At 66.4% G+C, this 16729-nt stretch carries 16 protein-coding genes and 1 tRNA gene; 12 read left to right on the forward strand and 5 right to left on the reverse strand.

What is annotated here, in order from left to right; translation table 11 throughout:
- The first annotated feature begins 207 nt into the window (after positions 1-207).
- From ACFC0O_RS33650 to ACFC0O_RS33660, 3 genes are all read left to right on the forward strand, one after another.
- Complete coding sequence (locus ACFC0O_RS33650) at positions 208-612, forward strand: MaoC family dehydratase N-terminal domain-containing protein (RefSeq protein WP_375965159.1); 405 nt, start codon at positions 208-210, stop codon at positions 610-612.
- Positions 609-1019 (forward strand): MaoC/PaaZ C-terminal domain-containing protein, encoded by a 411-nt coding sequence (locus tag ACFC0O_RS33655; RefSeq protein WP_375965162.1) that lies wholly within the window; start codon positions 609-611, stop codon positions 1017-1019. Before ACFC0O_RS33650 ends, ACFC0O_RS33655 begins: the two co-directional genes overlap by 4 nt.
- Before the next feature lie 91 nt (positions 1020-1110).
- Positions 1111-1184, forward strand: a tRNA-Leu gene (locus ACFC0O_RS33660).
- A 130-nt stretch (positions 1185-1314) separates the two neighbouring features.
- Here ACFC0O_RS33660 and ACFC0O_RS33665 read toward each other — a convergent pair.
- Positions 1315-1629 carry a hypothetical protein gene (locus ACFC0O_RS33665; protein ID WP_375965165.1) on the reverse strand — a complete coding sequence of 105 codons (315 nt, stop codon included), beginning with the start codon at positions 1627-1629 and terminating at the stop codon, positions 1315-1317.
- Positions 1630-2262: 633 nt separating this feature from the next.
- Complete coding sequence (locus ACFC0O_RS33670) at positions 2263-3708, reverse strand: carbohydrate kinase family protein (protein WP_375965168.1); 1446 nt, start codon at positions 3706-3708, stop codon at positions 2263-2265.
- A 50-nt stretch (positions 3709-3758) separates the two neighbouring features.
- On the opposite strand from ACFC0O_RS33670, the gene ACFC0O_RS33675 reads away from it, so the two are divergent.
- From ACFC0O_RS33675 to ACFC0O_RS33695, 5 genes are all read left to right on the forward strand, one after another.
- A complete protein-coding gene (locus tag ACFC0O_RS33675) occupies positions 3759-4304 on the forward strand; it encodes a hypothetical protein (protein WP_375965171.1) in 546 nt (181 codons plus the stop codon).
- 215 nt (positions 4305-4519) lie between these two features.
- Entirely contained in the window at positions 4520-5005 is a 486-nt protein-coding gene (locus tag ACFC0O_RS33680; protein ID WP_375965174.1) for a hypothetical protein, read from the forward strand.
- An 88-nt stretch (positions 5006-5093) separates the two neighbouring features.
- Positions 5094-5795: a hypothetical protein gene (locus tag ACFC0O_RS33685; protein WP_375965177.1), complete on the forward strand. Its 702-nt coding sequence runs from the start codon at positions 5094-5096 to the stop codon at positions 5793-5795.
- Between the two features lie 113 nt (positions 5796-5908).
- Entirely contained in the window at positions 5909-7051 is a 1143-nt protein-coding gene (locus ACFC0O_RS33690; protein WP_375965180.1) for an esterase-like activity of phytase family protein, read from the forward strand.
- Positions 7052-7260: 209 nt separating this feature from the next.
- Positions 7261-8016 (forward strand): helix-turn-helix domain-containing protein, encoded by a 756-nt coding sequence (locus ACFC0O_RS33695; RefSeq protein ID WP_375965183.1) that lies wholly within the window; start codon positions 7261-7263, stop codon positions 8014-8016.
- Here the strand turns inward: ACFC0O_RS33695 and ACFC0O_RS33700 are convergent.
- Both ACFC0O_RS33700 and ACFC0O_RS33705 read right to left on the reverse strand, forming a co-directional pair.
- Positions 8013-9233 (reverse strand): acyl-CoA dehydrogenase family protein, encoded by a 1221-nt coding sequence (locus ACFC0O_RS33700; protein ID WP_364641934.1) that lies wholly within the window; start codon positions 9231-9233, stop codon positions 8013-8015. The genes ACFC0O_RS33695 and ACFC0O_RS33700 overlap by 4 nt on opposite strands.
- A gap of 70 nt (positions 9234-9303) precedes the next feature.
- Positions 9304-9789 carry a peptidylprolyl isomerase gene (locus ACFC0O_RS33705; RefSeq protein ID WP_364641931.1) on the reverse strand — a complete coding sequence of 162 codons (486 nt, stop codon included), beginning with the start codon at positions 9787-9789 and terminating at the stop codon, positions 9304-9306.
- A gap of 252 nt (positions 9790-10041) precedes the next feature.
- On the opposite strand from ACFC0O_RS33705, the gene ACFC0O_RS33710 reads away from it, so the two are divergent.
- From ACFC0O_RS33710 to ACFC0O_RS33725, 4 genes are all read left to right on the forward strand, one after another.
- Positions 10042-11046 carry an LLM class flavin-dependent oxidoreductase gene (locus tag ACFC0O_RS33710; RefSeq protein WP_375966401.1) on the forward strand — a complete coding sequence of 335 codons (1005 nt, stop codon included), beginning with the start codon at positions 10042-10044 and terminating at the stop codon, positions 11044-11046.
- A gap of 112 nt (positions 11047-11158) precedes the next feature.
- On the forward strand, positions 11159-12367 hold the full coding sequence (locus ACFC0O_RS33715) for a GNAT family N-acetyltransferase (protein WP_375965187.1): 1209 nt from the start codon (positions 11159-11161) through the stop codon (positions 12365-12367).
- A 12-nt stretch (positions 12368-12379) separates the two neighbouring features.
- Entirely contained in the window at positions 12380-13651 is a 1272-nt protein-coding gene (locus ACFC0O_RS33720; RefSeq protein WP_375965190.1) for a condensation domain-containing protein, read from the forward strand.
- Positions 13648-14889 carry a glycosyltransferase gene (locus tag ACFC0O_RS33725; RefSeq protein ID WP_375965192.1) on the forward strand — a complete coding sequence of 414 codons (1242 nt, stop codon included), beginning with the start codon at positions 13648-13650 and terminating at the stop codon, positions 14887-14889. The genes ACFC0O_RS33720 and ACFC0O_RS33725 overlap by 4 nt, the downstream gene beginning before the upstream one ends.
- Before the next feature lie 112 nt (positions 14890-15001).
- Here the strand turns inward: ACFC0O_RS33725 and ACFC0O_RS33730 are convergent, their stop codons facing one another.
- Entirely contained in the window at positions 15002-16492 is a 1491-nt protein-coding gene (locus ACFC0O_RS33730; RefSeq protein ID WP_375965195.1) for an MDR family MFS transporter, read from the reverse strand.
- Positions 16493-16729: the final 237 nt, after the last annotated feature.

Raw genomic sequence — 16729 nt, forward strand, 5'->3', positions numbered from 1 at the left:
GGTCTTGTGTCGGATCGAACGATGCCATCTTGCAGCCCTCCGGTTGGTGAATGCGATTGCCGCCCTCGGTGACTCAATGTCGCGTTCACATGCTCGAATGCGGGCGGCCCTGCGAGCAATCGCCGAATCCGTTGTGCGCGATAGGCATCGCGCGGCCCGCCGGCCCGTACGCTCGGCTCGGCCCCCACCGAACCGATGAGGCATGCCATGACCATTAGTCACATGTTCGCCGGGAATACACCTACCCGGGAGTCCCCGTACGTGGTGACCGAACCCGCGGTCACGCAATTCGCGCGGGCAATTCGCGCGTTACCCAGCGGCGAAATCGCGCCCCCCACTTTCGCGACGGTTATCGCCCAGCCCGGCCAAGCGAAAGCCGTTGAACAACTCCTGAATTCACCTGCCGACCTACATGTCGTGCATCTGGACCAATCCTTCGCCCACACCCGCCCGATTCGGGTCGGCGACCACCTCTGGACCAGTACGGCCATCGCGGCGGACAAGCTCCTCGGCCGTCACCGAGTCCTCACCGTCGAAACCGAAATCAGAAGCACCGCAGACGATCTCGTCTGCACCTGCCGGGCCACCGTCCTCCTGCGAGCCGCCTCGTGACCGCCCCCGCCCCCGATCCGGCCACGACTCGCCTACGACTCACCCGAGCGGATGTGGCGGCCTACGCGGCCGCCTCCGGCGACGACAACCCCATCCATTCCTCCGATGGCGCAGCCGAGCAGGCGGGCCTGAAAGGTGTCGTAGCCCACGGCATGCTGCTCATGGGTCTGGCAGTGCAATCGGTCACGAACAACCCCGCCCGAGGCCAGGTCCTGTCCTGCAAAGCCAAATTCACCGCCCCCGCCTACATACCCCCGGGGGAATTAGGCGCGGAACTCCTCATTCACACCCAACACACCCCCGACCCCGATCCGACACGCACACACCTCACCCTCGAGGTCCTGCAAGACGGCACCCGAGTGCTCACCGCCACATTACTTCTGACCCCCACCCCACCCGCCCCTTGAATACCGACCCCGGACATTTTCGACAACTCCCCGAAATCCACCCCCCGGTTGATTACGACTCAACCGTACGGCTCGGTACGCTGACCCCCACGCCCCCGTAGCCCAATTGGCAGAGGCAGCGGACTTAAAATCCGCACAGTGTCGGTTCGAACCCGACCGGGGGCACTAAAACCCGCAGGTAGAGCGGAAATCACGCACCACCCCATCGCAACCATTAACCAACCAGTCCGCAATTTCTCCACACCGCACGCAACAGACCTGCGGGCCGGTATCGTCCGTCGCATACGTCCGCTCGCTATCCGACCAGTTCCTTGAATGGATAGGCGGCGAGTAGCGCACCGTACAGATCGTTGTATGCGGTCCGCACGGTCTGCGTCGTCGCGGCGAAATACTGTGCCGCACGCGTATCGGACTCCGCTTCTTCCTCGGCGCTGAGCGGCCGCACCCGGTCACATCGGCGACCGCCACCGGATCCGTAGCTCTCGTCGCAGATCTGGACCTGGTGAGCGGCGATCGTGGCGCGCACCTGCCCTTCCAGCCGCCCCAGTTCGGCCAGCCACCGGTCGCGGAAGTTCTCCGGCGACGAGACAAGCGTCCGCAGCTCGGTCATCGCAGCCCCGGCCCCATCGAGAGTCACCGTGGTCCGGGGACTGATCCGATACGTCGGAGGATCCGAGAAAGCAGGCTCGGAATCCCACCCCCGCTGCCGGGCCGTGCTCACGGTGAGGCTCGGATGTCCGAACACAATGCTGATCGCCGGACTTCCTGCCGCCCCCTTCCCACCCCCGAATCCGATGTCCGCCTTGACAAGCCATCCGTCAATGTCCCCGGGCACCGACAACACCTCCAGCAAGGCCCCCGCGGCCGCAGGCAGGGCATCCGACTTCGTGCCAACCCTGAAAACCCGCTGTTCCGCCAGATGCGAACTGTCATCGGTGTTCTCGCAGGCACCAGACGACCCGATCTCAGCCACCCACCCCCGACACCAATACGCGAAGACAGCATCCCCGACCTGCCGATACGGAACATAACGCCAGTCCGAACCCGCAGCCCCCCGAGCCAGCCGATCAAGCCCGGCCACCAGATCGCCATCCCCCGGATCCTCGAACTTCAACGCGGACAACAACACCGGCGTCGGCTGCCGCGGTGAGGGCGGCTCCGCCGACTGATCGTCGCTCGCGGTGACCGAACGACATGCCGACAATGTCAGCACTAGCGCCAATAGCGCACTGCACCTGCGCATTCAGTCAGCCAGCCAGGGTGGGAGTTCGGCGCCGCTGGAGTATTGGTCCCAGAGGGCGGGGAGGTCGGGGCGGTGGGGGATGCCGTCGCGGCCGCCTACCGTGCCGGAGGCGGCGAGGGCCATTACGTGGGCCAGGTTTACGGCTTCGATCGGGGTGCCGCCGTTCAGGAGGGTGAGCATTACGCCTGCTACGCAGGCGTCGCCCGCGCCGGTGGTGTCGGTGAGGCGGTGGCTGTCGACGTCTACCACGCCGTCGGGGTAGTAGGTCTTCATGCGGTTGCCGGGTTCGCTGACGGTGATCGCCACCGAGCGGGTTCGGGTGATTCCCGTGGAGAGTTTGAGGACCGTTACCGAGGGTTGCGGGCGGGAGAGGCGGGCGCGCATATCGCGAATCTTGTCCTCTACCGGTCGTTCCTGGATGGTTCGGTGTCCGAGCAGTAGGTCCAGTTGCTGTTCGTGGACGAACACCACATCGGTGAGGCTCAGTAGCGATTCCATGCGCGCGGTGCCGAGGGCGGCGTAGATCGCTCCGGGGTTGAGGGTGATGAGCGTTCGATCGGCCACGGTCGCGGCGATTTCCTGTTGCAGCACATGCTGACCGTGGCCCGCCATGGAGGTCAGGTGCAGAATGCGGCACTGCCGCGCGGTGTCGATCAGGGCCTCGACCCTGCCCAGGCGGCGCAGGCGGGCCGCCAATTCCGCGTTGATGCCCGGTGATACGACGATCATCCGGCCACCGGACTGATCCGCGAGCACGATGGTGCTGCCGGTGGGAAGTCGTGAATTCGATACGGACAGCACCGAATTCACGTCCACGTCATCGGATTTCAACTGTGCCAGCAGATTTCGTCCCGCACTGTCATCGGCGACGATTCCGGCGACCGCCGCGCAGCCGCCGATCCGGGACAGCGCGACCGCGGTATTCGCCCCGGAACCGCCCGGCGCGTGCTGGCTCCACCGGCTCACGACCTCGTGGTCCCGCTGAATGCGGTCGACCAGATGCACCGCATCGGCATTCATGGCGGTAATGGTCAGCAGATCGGTCCGGCAGTCCCGCCGCACCTTCTCGACGGCATGCGTCCAGCCGTCCACGGGTCGCGGTGCCGCGCTGCCGCAATCCCGGTGCAGATCGGCCCACCGGTCGAAATCGCGCCACTCCGGCCTGATGCGCCGCCCGGTCCGATCGGCCAGCTCGAGGCAGGCGCGTACGAACCCCTCCACCGTCGACCAGGCCGGAGCGCGGGTATCGGCCGGCGAATCCAACCGGCCGTAGAGGTCGTAGAGCGTATTGCGGCCCATCGAAATACCCAGTATCTCGATGCGCCGGAACACATCCGCCGCCTTCGGTGCGCCGACCGCCGCCCGCAATTCACGAAGCGCCGTGAACAGATCCGTTTCGGCCGGCACCGCGATCACCCCACCCCAGGACGAAATCCGGTCCCCCACGCCGGATCCGGTCCGGACATCGGGGCCCGTGTACTCGGCGAAAGTATCTCATGGCAACTATTCCCAAGGGACACAACGACAATGCCGCCCGTCCACCGGCAACACGCGGCTCGGTCATCGGAATCATCGCCCGGCATCCCGAACCGATCACCATGGTCGCACCGCAACCCCTGTGGTTCGTGCTTCCCGCCCTGCTACTGCTGACCGAGCAGGCGCTCGCACCGCCCAGCCTGCTCCCCACCGTGGGCGGGTTCATGCTCGCCGCGGGACTGCACAGGCGAGCCGCCCGCCGTTCTACGACGCGAATCCTCGCCCGCTGCGGCCCGCTGCAACAGCGCCCGGGCCTGCTGCTCCACCTGGTCGACGACAACGGCCACAGATGGAATGTCCGCTTCCTCCCGGTCACCCCGATGGAACTGCGCATCGGCGACCCGGTCTTCACCGACGGCCGCATCGACCGGCACGGTCAACTGCGAATTCGCGCGCTCACGAATATCCGCACCGGTGTGCGCCGCCTCAGCCGCGCCGTCATGGTCTGGCCGATTGTGTTGGGCAGCACCGCGATAATGCTCCTCACCGTCATCTCAACCCGGTAGCCCATCGCGAAACGGGTTAGGTTGGTGCGGATGCGGCTGTCGGCGGGGTCGGTGGCCACCGAGGGGGAGGTTCGATTGTGTCCCAGCCTGGCTTCTATCCGGTTCCGCAGTCGTCGTGGGCGAACCCGCCGCGGAAGAAGCCTTCGGGGTGGTGGATTGTGGCCGGGGTTGTGTTGATCGTTGCGGGTGTGGCGGGGGCTATCACCTTCGGGGTGATGAGCGTTGTGCGAATGAATGATCAGGTCAACCAGTTTCAGCGGGTTGCTGTGCCGGGATCGGGTGATCTGCGTTTGGAGGCTGGGGATTACCGGATCTACTTCGAGTACGTCGGTGACGGGACGGCGGCGGACCCGTCTTTCGACGCCGCGGTGCGCCTCACCGACCCGGCCGCTCGCCCGGTCGACCTGCGCGCCGCGAATGGCACCAGCTATCAGATGGGCAGCCATAACGGGCAGTCCGAGTTCACCTTTCATGCCGACGAGGCGGGCGTCTACCGACTGACCGCGCAGGGCTCGCCGAATGTGACCGTGGCGGTGGGCGGCAACCTCATCACCTCGATCATGAGAACCATCCTCGTCCCCCTCGCCCTGGGCTTCGGTGGCTTCATTGCCGGGATCGCCATCATCGTGACGGTCGTGATTCGGGGTGCCCGCTCGCAGCGCCCGCCCGCCGGAAGCCGATCCGGCCCCTTCGCCTACTAGCCAACCTGCTCCGGTTCGGGGGTTGCCCGCGCATGGATTAATAGTTCATTATTGTGAATGATTCATCGTGAAGAACTAAAGGATGGCCATGCGTGCAGGAAAAGCGTTGCTGATCAAGAGTTTTGCGTCGACGGCACTGGTTGCGGTCGGCCTGTCGGTGTGTTCGGCCACCGCCACCGCGACACCGGATGAGGCGGTCGCGGTGACGGCGAGTCAGGTGGGGGATACCGCCGTGATCACGCTCCCGAACGGGGCGATCGAACTGCGGGACGGGGTGCTCGAGCTGGAGACCGCGAATCACACGGTGCTCGCCTCGGCTGAAATGTCCTTCCGGGTCGACGATTTCGTATTTCCGATCGAGACGAACATCGCCGATCACACTGTGACGCTCACTCCCAGGCTGGATTTGGAGCATGCGGCGTACGCGCCGGTCGCCCTGCCGTTCGAGGACACCGCTGATTTCCATACGCCCTATCAGCGGGAACAGGCCGCCTGGAACCGAATGAGCAGCACCATAGGAATGGGACTGACGATCGGGACCGTGGTGGGCGGACTCGGCGGGGCCGCTGTCGGTTGCGTGCTCGGCGCGGTGGTGGGCGGCACGGTCGCCGCCGCCACCGTCGCCGGATTGTTCGGCCCGTTCCTGCCCGCTGCGGCGCTCGGATGCCTCGGCGGAGTGGCCTCCATCGGCGCACTGGGAACCATCGCGGGACAGTTGCTGGTGACCGCGCCGGTCGCGATTCTCGCCGCGGTGCAGTACTTCACCACGATCACCGCCCCGATGCCATAGTCGTCCTGGTCATCGGGACCGACCGGACAGTCGGGAGGCGCGGGGTCCACCGGGTTGGTAGACACCAGCCGTATCCGGCAGCGGCCGGGCGGTACCGGAAGGAATTCGGGCGGATGAACAAGAGAGCTCTCGCAGTGGGGGCCGTGGTGGCGGCGCTGAGTGTGGCGGCACCGTCGGGTATGCACTTGGGCCCGGGGCAGGCGTTCGGCAAGCCGGGAGTGACTGTGCGCCTGCTGAGTTCGGTGAACGTACCGGATGATTTCGTCTTCGACGGCCAGCTGGTCGGCGGCCTGTCCGGTATCGATTTCCGGCCGGTCGAGCAGACCTACCTCGCGATCAGCGATAACCGCGGCGAATCGGGTCCGGTGCGGGCCTACACGCTGCGACTGCCGATCGACAAGGACGGCAAACTGGGCACGCCCGAATTCCAGCGCCAGATCCTGCTGAAGGATACGGACGGCACGCCGTACGCCCCGCGCTCCATCGATCCGGAATCCATCAGATGGAATCCCAACGGACAGAGCATGATCTACACCAGCGAGGGCGAGGCCAAGGTCGGCCGCCCGGGCTTCATTCGCGAGGCGGCCCTGGACGGCGGGTTCATCCGTGATATCCCGGTGCCGGACGCCTTCACCCCGCGCCTGGACGGCGGTCAGGTCGTCTCCGGTATTCGCGACAACCTCGGTTTCGAGGCGATGGATCTGCCGCAGGGCGGGTCCTCGGTCGTCGCGGTCAGCGAGAACGCACTGGCACAGGACGGCCCGGCCGCCTCGCCGGATGCCGAAAGCCGCGCCCGCTTCGTCGGATTGAACAGTCACGACGGCGCGGATATCGCCGAGTACATCTACCCGGTGGATCGCGTCGCGCCCGGCGGCGTGCCCGCGGCCACCGGCATCTCGGAGATCCTCGCCGACGGCGCGGACCGATTCCTGACGCTGGAACGCAGCATGATCCCCAACGTCGGCTTCACCGCCCGCATCTACTCCACCTCGACCGCGGGCGCGACACCGGTCACCGGCGCGGCCGTCGCCCCGGCGAACGCCACCCCCATGTCCAAGGAGCTGCTGTTCGATTTCCGCGCCGCCGGAATCGACCCGCAATGTGTGGAGGGCATTACCCGGGGTCCGACGGTCAACGGCCAGCGCACCCTGGTCGTGGTGTCGGACAACAACTTCGGTGTTGTCGGTAAAACCATGTTCCACCTGCTGGCGGTCGATTCCGGCTTCCCCGGAGTCGGCACCGGAAGCGCGGGCTGATTTCCGGCGGGCGGACCCGGTGGCTGGTGCGTTCCCCTCCAACGCACCAGCCCCTGACGAGCACGAAGGGGCGAATGGCGCGCGCAGGTTCCAGGACCCGTAAAGCCTGTTTTCGCGCCGTGAGAAAGTCAATGCGCGGATGTCGCACCAGGGGTGAGACTTCAGCCCGTTTCCGGTGTGACTCGTACGACAGAGCAAGGGTGAGGTGAATGGCAAAGGGGCAGTTGGCGGTCTTCGTGCGGGCGCGGCGTGACGCACTCGGCATGACGCAGGCGCAGTTGGCGGGCACGACCGGTTGGTCCAAATCCGCGATCGAGAAGGTCGAAGCCGGAACCCTGGTGCCCAGCCTCGAGTTCGCGGGCGCGCTGTTCGACGCGCTGTGGATTCCCTACCTCTTCCGGGAGCGGATCATCGCATCCCTCTACCCGGGCACCCTGGATCGCATTCTGGGCCGCACCGTGGCCAAGCCCGATGCCGAGGACCTCGACGATCTCGAGCGGTTCCCCTACCCGGCCGCCTATCTGATGCTGCCCGAGGGGGACATGGTGGGCCTCAATGCCGCCTGGCGCGCCGCCTTCCCGGAAACCGTGGCGAAACCGAACCTGTTCACCTACCTGTACACCGAGCCCGCCGCCGCCCGGGTGCTACTGGACTGGGAATCCCTGACCCACGGCTTCACCTACGGTCTGCGCATGATGGGCCCGATCGTGCTGTCCGAGGACACTATCGCCGAGATCATCGACCGCTGCCGAGTGCACCCCGACTTCGATCGCATGTACGCCACCGATCCGGACGTCCACACGGCCCTGCGCACCGAGTTGCGCATCGCCGATCCGGCCACCGGCGTGATCCGCCGGGTGCGCCTGCGCATCGACAAACCCCATCTCCCGCACAGCCCCTGGCTCACCTACCGCCTGGTCCCGATCGAGGAATCGGGACCGGACGGTGCGGGCGTGGCGCGCTAGCGGGCCAGCAGCCCCTTGGCGATATGGGTGACCTGGATTTCATTGCTGCCCGCGTAGATCATCAGTGATTTCGCGTCGCGCGCAAGCTGTTCCACCTTGTACTCGGCCATATAGCCGTTGCCGCCGAACAATTGGACCGCCTCCATGGCGACCTCGGTGGCGGCGCGCGAGGAGTACAGCTTCATCGCGGAAGCCTCTGCGAGAGAGACCTTTTCGCCAGCCGCGGTGCGCTCGATGGCATTGAAGACCATATTCTGCACATTGATGCGGGCGATCTCCATCTCGGCCAGCTTGAGCTGGATGAGCTGGAACTGCGCGATCTCCTTACCCCACAGCTTGCGTGATTTCGCGTAATCCACACAGAGCCGGTGGCATTCGTTGATGATGCCCAGCGCCAGCGAGGCGATGCCGATGCGCTCGGCGGCGAAAGACTCCTTGGCACTGTCCTTTCCATCGCCCTTGGCCGGATTCTCGGTCTCGCCGAGCAGCCGATCCGGGGTGATGCGGACATTGTCGAAGAACAGCTCACCGGTGGGGGAGGAGTTCATGCCCATCTTCTTGAACGGCGGGCTCTGCACGAAACCCGGCATGCCCCTGTCCAATACGAAGGTGAGCACCTTGCGATCGCGGCGATCGACGCCGTCCTCCTCGTCCAGCTTGGCGTAGACCACGGTGACATCGGCGTACGGGCCATTGGTGATGAAGGTCTTGCGCCCGTTCAGGATGTAGTCCGCACCGTCGCGCCGCACATAGGACTTCATACCGCCGAAAGCGTCCGAGCCCGAATCGGGTTCGGTGATCGCCCACGCGCCGACCTTCTCCATGGTGACCAGTTCGGGCAGCCAGCGCTTCTTCTGCGCCAGCGTGCCGCGGCTGCGAATGGTGCCGACGGTGAGCCCGAGGCTGACGCCCATGGAGGCGACCAGACCCAGGCTGATTCCCGCGAGCTCGCTATTGAGGATGACCCCCATGCTGCCCGCCCCGCTGAATCCGCCGCCCGGCTTGCCGGTGGTTCCGGCCTCCTCGCGCGCGAGCGACTTCTCCAGCCCCTCCTTCGCCATCTCGTCCAGCCCGAAGGCGGCGTACAGCTTGCGGATGATGTCGAACGGCGGCAGCGCGCCGCTCTCCAGCTGGTCGACGTGCGGCTTCAGTTCCTTCTCCATGAATCCGCGCAGTGCGTCGCGGAACATCAGGTCTTCGTCGGACCACTGGTACATACGGTGAACTCCCGAGAAATCGCAGGACAGATTCCTCGAATATAGAACACGTTCTAATAAGCGAACGGGTTCAGTGCTCGTGATCGTCCTCGCCGTGCGGGTGGCCGTGCGCCAGCTCCTCATCGGTGGCATCGCGGATATCGACGACCTTGACCTGGAAGTGCAGGCGCTGACCGGCCAGCGGGTGGTTGGCGTCGATGGTCACGTCATTGCCGTCGATCGCGCGCACGGTGACGATCTGTGAATCGCCGTCCGGGGCCTCGGCGTGGAATTCCATCCCGGGCTCGAGCTCGTCGACACCCTCGAACATATCCTTGTCCACCGTGCTGATCAGCTCGGCCAGGTATTCGCCGTACCCGTCGACCGGCTCGACCACCACCAGCAGTTCGTCCCCGGTGCCCTTACCCTCGAGCGCCTGCTCCAGCCCGGGCACGATGTTCTCCGCACCGTGCAGGTAGACCAACGGATCCTCCCCGACGGAGGTGTCCAGCACATCCCCGTCGTCATCGGTCAGGGTGTACTCGATGGAGACGACCTTGTCAGCGGTAATCGACATGGTGATGGCCCTTTCACAGAGGAATTCCGAACGAGCAAATGTATCTCGATTCCCCGGCGGTCATGACGGTGCACGCCGGACGGGTCGCGCTTGCCCTCGAGTGGGCCCGCGTGAGCGGGGTGCCACCGGCAGTGGTTGCCGCGCACCGGGCTCCTCCACCCAGTGGTTGTCCGGTCCCGGAGAGGTTGTGACTGGGGCAGCCGAGCGGTTGCCGGAGGCGGGGCCGGGTTCGATATTTGGCTGGTGAACTCGATGGACGTGGTGGCGGCGCTCCGGCTGAACATGACCAATACCGATGATCCGGGCGCTCGGCACGAACAGCGCTACCGGGCGGCGATCGAGATGGCCGAGTACGCCGATCGGCACGGCTTCGCGGCGGTGAGCTGCGAGGAACACCACCTGTCCGGAACCGGTTGGCTGCCTTCGCCATTGGTGCTTGCCGGAGCGGTGGCGGCCCGCACCGAACGGGTCGCGGTGACCATCAGCGCACTGCTGATCCCGCTCTACGATCCGATCCGGCTGGCCGCCGATATCGCTGTGCTGGACAACCTTTCGGGCGGACGCGTGGTCATCGTCGCCGGAATGGGTTACCGGCCCGAGGAATACGCCGCCATGGGCCGGGACTGGGACCGGCGCGGCGAACTCATGGACACCGCACTGGAGACCCTGCTCGCGGCCTGGCGGGATGTGCCGTTCGAGCATGCGGGCGCGCTCGTCGACGTCACCCCGAAACCCTGTACGCGGCCGCATCCGATGGTGTTCGTCGGCGGTATGACCCGGGCCGCGGCCCGGCGCGCGGCCCGTTTCGGCCTGCCGTTCTCACCGCCGATGTCCATGCCCGAACTGGAGGAGTACTACCTGGCCGAGCTGGAGCGACTCGGCAAATTCGGGTTCGTGCACCGCCCCGAACCCGGTAACAAGCTGACCCTGCTGCACGAGGATCCGGAGGCCGGATGGCGGGACTACGGGCCCTACATCCTCAACGAGGCGCGCGAATACGGGTCGTGGCGGCGGACCGGACTGCGACGGCCCAATGAGGCCGAGGTGAGCACCGTCGCGGATGTGCGGGCACAGGGCTATGCCGAGATCCTGACCCCGGATGAGCTGTCCGCCCAAATCGCCGGTGGCAGAACCGAGATCGTGATGAACCCGCTGATCGGCGGCCTGCCGGCCGAGGCCGGATGGGCCAGTCTGCGCCTACTCGGCGATGCGGTGCTCGCGCGCCTCGACGCGCCCGCAGCTCGCGGGGCCGTCTAGTGCTTGACCGGTCCGCCGAGACGCGTTGCGCGGGCCGCCAGACCGCGCCTCGCGCCGCTATGAGACCGGCAGGCATGCCGCCGAACTTCCTGCCTACGAAAGGTATTCACGAATGATCTCCGAACTCATGGCCTATCGGGAGGGGCTGGCCGTGGACGGCCTGCGCATCCGCCGGGCGCGCGAGGATGACTGGGACGCGCTGCGCGACTGCTACGACCGTGCCTTCGGCGGTGTGCACGCCACGGATTTCGAGAGCTGGAAGCTACAGTTCCGGCTCACCGATATCATTGTGGCCGAGGATGTCTCGGATCCGGACGCCCCCTTCGTGGCGGGGACCGGATCGGTGATCCGCATGCGGGTCGCGGTCCCCGGCGGCGCGGAGCTGGAGGTCGCGGCGTGCGCGCAGGGAATGGTCGCCACCACCCATCAGAATCGCGGCCTCTACTCCAAGATCCAGGCCGAGATGATGTACATCGCGCTGGAAACCGGCGCGGACGTCTTCGCCGCCATGCCCGGGCCGGGCGGAAATTACGGTGCGGTCGGGATCGCGAGCCACACCCGGCGACTGCGCATCGATCGCCGCCGCGCGAAACTCCGTGCCGGAGCGGATGATCCGTCTCCCGCACGCGAACTGCGGCCCAGCGCCGCCCGCGCCCAGCTGCGCGAGATCTACGACCGCTGGCAGCGGGCCACCCCGGGTGCGCTGAGCCGCAGCGAATTCTATTGGCCCGCAACCTATGACGATTCCTCCTGCGTGATCACGCATCCGGACGGCTACGTCATCTACGACCTGATCGGCGATACCGTCCGGGTGCGTGATTTCTGCGCGATCACCCTGTCCGCACATCGCGAACTGCTGCGCTGCCTGCTCGGGCACGGCGAATACAACGACATCCTGCTGGACACCGCCGTCGACGATCCCACCCCGCTGCTGCTCGGCGATCCGCGCACGGCGGCCACGATCGGCGTGGACACCGGCGTCTGGATGTGGATTCTCAACTCGCCCAAGGCTTTCGAAGCGCGCACCTACCGCGCCGACTTCCAGGGAGTGATCGAGATCGACGATCCCTACGGTATGAGCCCCGGCCGCTTCACCCTCGATGTCACAGCGGGCCGCGGCAGTTGGCAGCCCGCGCCCGAGGGCGTCCCGGCCGATCTGCGGCTGAGCCCCGCCGAACTCGCCAGCGTGTACTTCGGTGCGCTCACCCCGCTGGAACTGCACCGCGCCGGGCGCATCACCGAATCGGCACCGGGCATGGTCGAGGCCCTGGACCGGGCACTGGCCCCGCTGCGGCGGCCCTTCAACATCACCCCCTTCTGACCCTAGGACACCATGACCACCCTGCGCCCGGGGCGGCTCACCGCCGCCGCCAAGAAGTTCCTCATGTGGGATCCGAATCCGGCCGTCTTCGGAATCACCATCCCCTGCCCGGTTCCGGTCTCGATGGGGCTCGATGACGCGCGCGCACTGGTCAACGCGCTCATCGACAATCACGAATCGCTGCGCAGCCGATACAGCTACGGCATGGACGCGCAATGCCTCATCGAACCGGTATCCGGCGGTGAAATCGATACGGCCAGAATCGATGTGCGGGCCGTCGATATCGAACACGTATCCGGTGCAGCCATCCCGCAGGTGATCGAGGACGAGACCGCCAAGAGCAATCTCCGGCTCGACCCGACCACCAGGAAGATCGTCACCGCCGCCCTGCTCACCCGGTCGGCCGATGTCAATATCCTGCTGCTCACCATCCATCACATCGCCATCGACGGCGTCGCCATGTGGGTGATGTGGGATGACGTGGCCACCTACGCCCGGCAATGGGAAGCGGGAGAAGAGATCTCGCTGCAACCGGAGCTGATCACGGGCTCCGAGTGGGCCGAGTTCCTCGACGAGTACGCGGTGACCCGGACGGGCGAGCTGGACTACTGGTCCGCGGCCTCGGATATCGAACCGCACGTCGAAAACCGGCCCGACACACCGGAATCCGCGTACCTCGACGGTGTGATCGAAGGCGACCTCGCACTGCGACTGCTCGATGAACTGCCCGCCGCACTCGATGCCTCCTACACGCGAATCCTGCTCATCGCACTGGGTTTGGCGATCGAGGACGTCACCGGCGTGGCCCGCCCCATCCAGGTGCAGAAGCACGGCCGCTACAGCCGCCTGCGGCCCGGGACCGATCTCAGCCGCACCGTGGCCTGGCTGTCGGACGATTACCCGTGGCTGGTGCGCTCGGTGACCGGCGGGCACGGCGAGCGCATGCGCGATGCGGTCGCCAACTATCCGGCGCATCCGGAGGATTACACGGTGCTGTTCTGGCATCACCCCGAAGGGTGGTCGCGGCTGGTGGAATTCAATGTCCCGAAGTTCTATTTCAACTTCCTCGGCGATGTCGGGGTGTGGATTCCGGGCGCGCACTCCCGCGAACAGGCCCGCTTGACGGTCTTCGACCTGAGCATGTTCCTGGGCGCGTCCGAGAACGACGGCATTCGCCGCGTGCACTATTCGGTGCACTCGCCCACCGGCGGCATCGGCCTCGATCGCGTGCGCGAGATTGTGGCGCAGTGGCTTTCGATCATCGAGACGGTGGACATCGCATGAGCAGAATGATCATCACGGGTATCGGCAGTCGCGGCGATATCGCGCCGCTCACCGGCCTCGGCCTGCGCCTGCGGGAAGCCGGGCACGAGGTGCTGGTCGCCGCGCATTCGGTCTTCGCGGATCTGATCACCGGCTGCGGGCTCGACTTCCGGTTGATGGAAACCAATATCGACATCGATATGACCGACCCGAATGTCGACAAGCGCAAGGCCGCATGGCAATTCGGCTCACCCGCCGGGGTGCGCGCCACCGGTATGGGCATGATCGAGGCGCTGCGCGATGAACCCGCCGATGTCATGCTGCTGGCGCAGCTCACCGAGGGCCCGGGCTTCCCGCTGGCCGAGGCCAAGGGAATTCCGGTGATCGGCCTGCGCTTCCAGCCGATGTGCGCCACCGCCGCGTATCCGCCCGCCTCCATGGGACCGCGCTCATTCGGTTCGTTCGGCAATCGGATGGCGGCCGAATTCGGCGGCTGGCTCGGCGATACCGTCTACCGCGGCGTCGTCGGTGACTTCCGCCGTGAGCTGGGACTGCCGGAGGTATCGGTGCGCGAGCTGCGCCGCCGCCGCACGGCCGCCGAATGGCCCATCCTGCACGGCTATTCGCCCTATGTGCTGCCCCGGCCCGCCGATTGGCGGACCGGACTCGATGTCACCGGGTACTGGTGGCCGCCGCGTCCCCTCGACTGGCAGCCGCCCGCCGAACTGGTGGACTTCCTGGCGGCCGGACCGCCGCCGGTATTCATCGGATTCGGCAGCGTGGTCGACTCCAGCGCGCACAGTGCTCACGTTTCGGAGATCGTGCGTAAAGCATTGCGGCAGACCGGTGTTCGCGGCGTGGTGCAGGCGGGCTGGCTGCAATTGGATGTCAGCGATGACGATGTGCTCACCATCGGCGAGGTTCCGCACGACTGGCTGTTCCCGCAGATGGCGGCCGTCGTACATTCCTGCGGTGCGGGCACCACCGCCGCCGGACTGCGCGCGGGCGTTCCCGCGATCGGCGTCCCGAGCTATTCGGATCAGCCGTTCTGGGCGCAACGGCTCACCGAACTCGGTGTCTGCGCCGCCACCATCCCGCACGCGAAACTCGGCGTCGACGCACTGGCCGCCGCGATTCGCACCGCGATCACGGACTCGACCCTGCGCGCCAATGCCGCCGACGTCGCGGACCGGCTCGCACGGGAAGACGGTGCGGGACAGGCGGTCAAGGCGATAGAAGCACACCTGGCCACGTTGTGAACCCGGCGCACCGGTTGCCGCCGGGGACCGGTGCGGACCCGTTGATACGGAAAGCAGTGCGGGCGCACCCGATTCGGATGCGCCCGCACTGGATTCGACTATCGCCGCACACTCAGTCCTTCACGAGAACCGGTGTGGCGTCCTCGAGTTCGTCCGCCGTCGGCTCCGCGTGCTCCGGTTCCGGGGCGCGGCTGGGCAGCAGCACCGCCATGACGATCACCAGGACCGACAGCGCCGCCGAGACCGCGAAGGCCAGCCGCATACCGTTCAGATGCGCCTCCGGCACCGGGGTGCCGGAATCGATCAGCGAATTGGCGCGACCGGACATGATCGTCACCACCAGCGCGGTGCCGAACGCCGCCGCCACCTGCTGCAGGGTGCCCAGCATGGAGCTGCCGTGCGAGTAGAGATGCATGGGCAGCGAACCCAGGCCGAGCGTGAAGACCGGCGTGAACGCCGCGGCCAGCGAGGCCATCAGCAGAATGTGCAGGGCCAGCAGCTGCCAGTACGGCATGGTCTGCGAGATCTGGGTGAACCCGGCGAGCGCGGCGGTAATGCCGATCGCGGCCGGAATCACCAGCACCCGGCCACCGAAACGGTCGAAGATCTTGCCGACCGTCGGGCCGAGCAGACCCATGGCCAGACCACCGGGCATGACCAGCAGACCGGTCTGCAACGGGGACAGCCCGCGCAGCGTCTGCAGGTACAGCGGCAACAGGATCATCGAGCCCATCATGGCCAGGAAGGCGACCGCCATGAGGACCAGCGATTTGGTGTAGGTGGGTGCCAGCAGGACGCGCAGATCCAGCAGCGGACCGCTGCCGCGCTGCAGTCGGATCTGACGCCAGGCGAACACGGCGATCAGAGCCGCGCCGGCGGCGATGATCAGCGCGGGCGTGGTGGCATCGCCACCGCCGAACTTGCTCAGGCCGTAGACCAGGCTGCCGAAACCGAGAGCCGCCAGAATCACGCTCGCCACATCGATCGCACCGGTCTGCGGTTCGCCGATGTTCTCCAGTTTGCGCAGGCCCAGCCAGGTGACCACACCGGCGATCGGCAGCATGAGCACGAATAGCCAGCGCCACGAACCGATCTGGAGGATCAGACCGGAGATGACCGGGCCCATGGCGGGCGCCACCGAAATGGCCAGCGTGACATTGCCCATGACGCGGCCGCGATCCTGCTCGTGCACGACCGTCATCAGCGTGGTCATCAACAGCGGCATCATGACCGCGGTGCCGCCGGCCTGGATGACCCGGCCGATCAGCAGGATCGCGAAGGACGGCGCGACCGAGGAGAGCGCGGTGCCGACCAGGAACACGCCCATGGCCAGGGCGTACGCCCGGCGGGTGGTGACCCGCTGCAGGAACCAGCCGGTGGCCGGGATCAGCGCGGCCATGGTGAGCATGAACGCGGTGGAAACCCACTGCGCCGAACGATCACTGACCTTCAGATCCGTCATCAGGCGCGGGATCGCGTTGATCATGATGGTTTCGTTCAGAATCACCACGAAGGTCGCGAGCACCAGCAGCCGGATGACCGTCGGGGTTCCGCCTCCCGAGGGAGCCTGCGCTCCCGGGGGAGCGGATATATCGGCGTGCATTCGGGTACCTCCGGGGCGTGAGCTCTGAAACAGACGTGTGGCCCGATGGCGAGTCACCGACTCCCGTATCCCGGCGCCACACGAGAACAGACGGGAACGGGTCGCTCAACTCATCGGTCGCGCGTCAGTATTCCGGGCGGCACCGACGGGAATCCTCTGATTTTCGCCTCCCCGCGCAGTGATGCGCCGCCGGATTCAACCGCTCACCAGCGACTTTCCAGCATCGCGAAAGTCGTC

Source organism: Nocardia sp. NPDC056100 (assembly GCF_042266325.1).
Lineage (GTDB): Bacteria > Actinomycetota > Actinomycetes > Mycobacteriales > Mycobacteriaceae > Nocardia.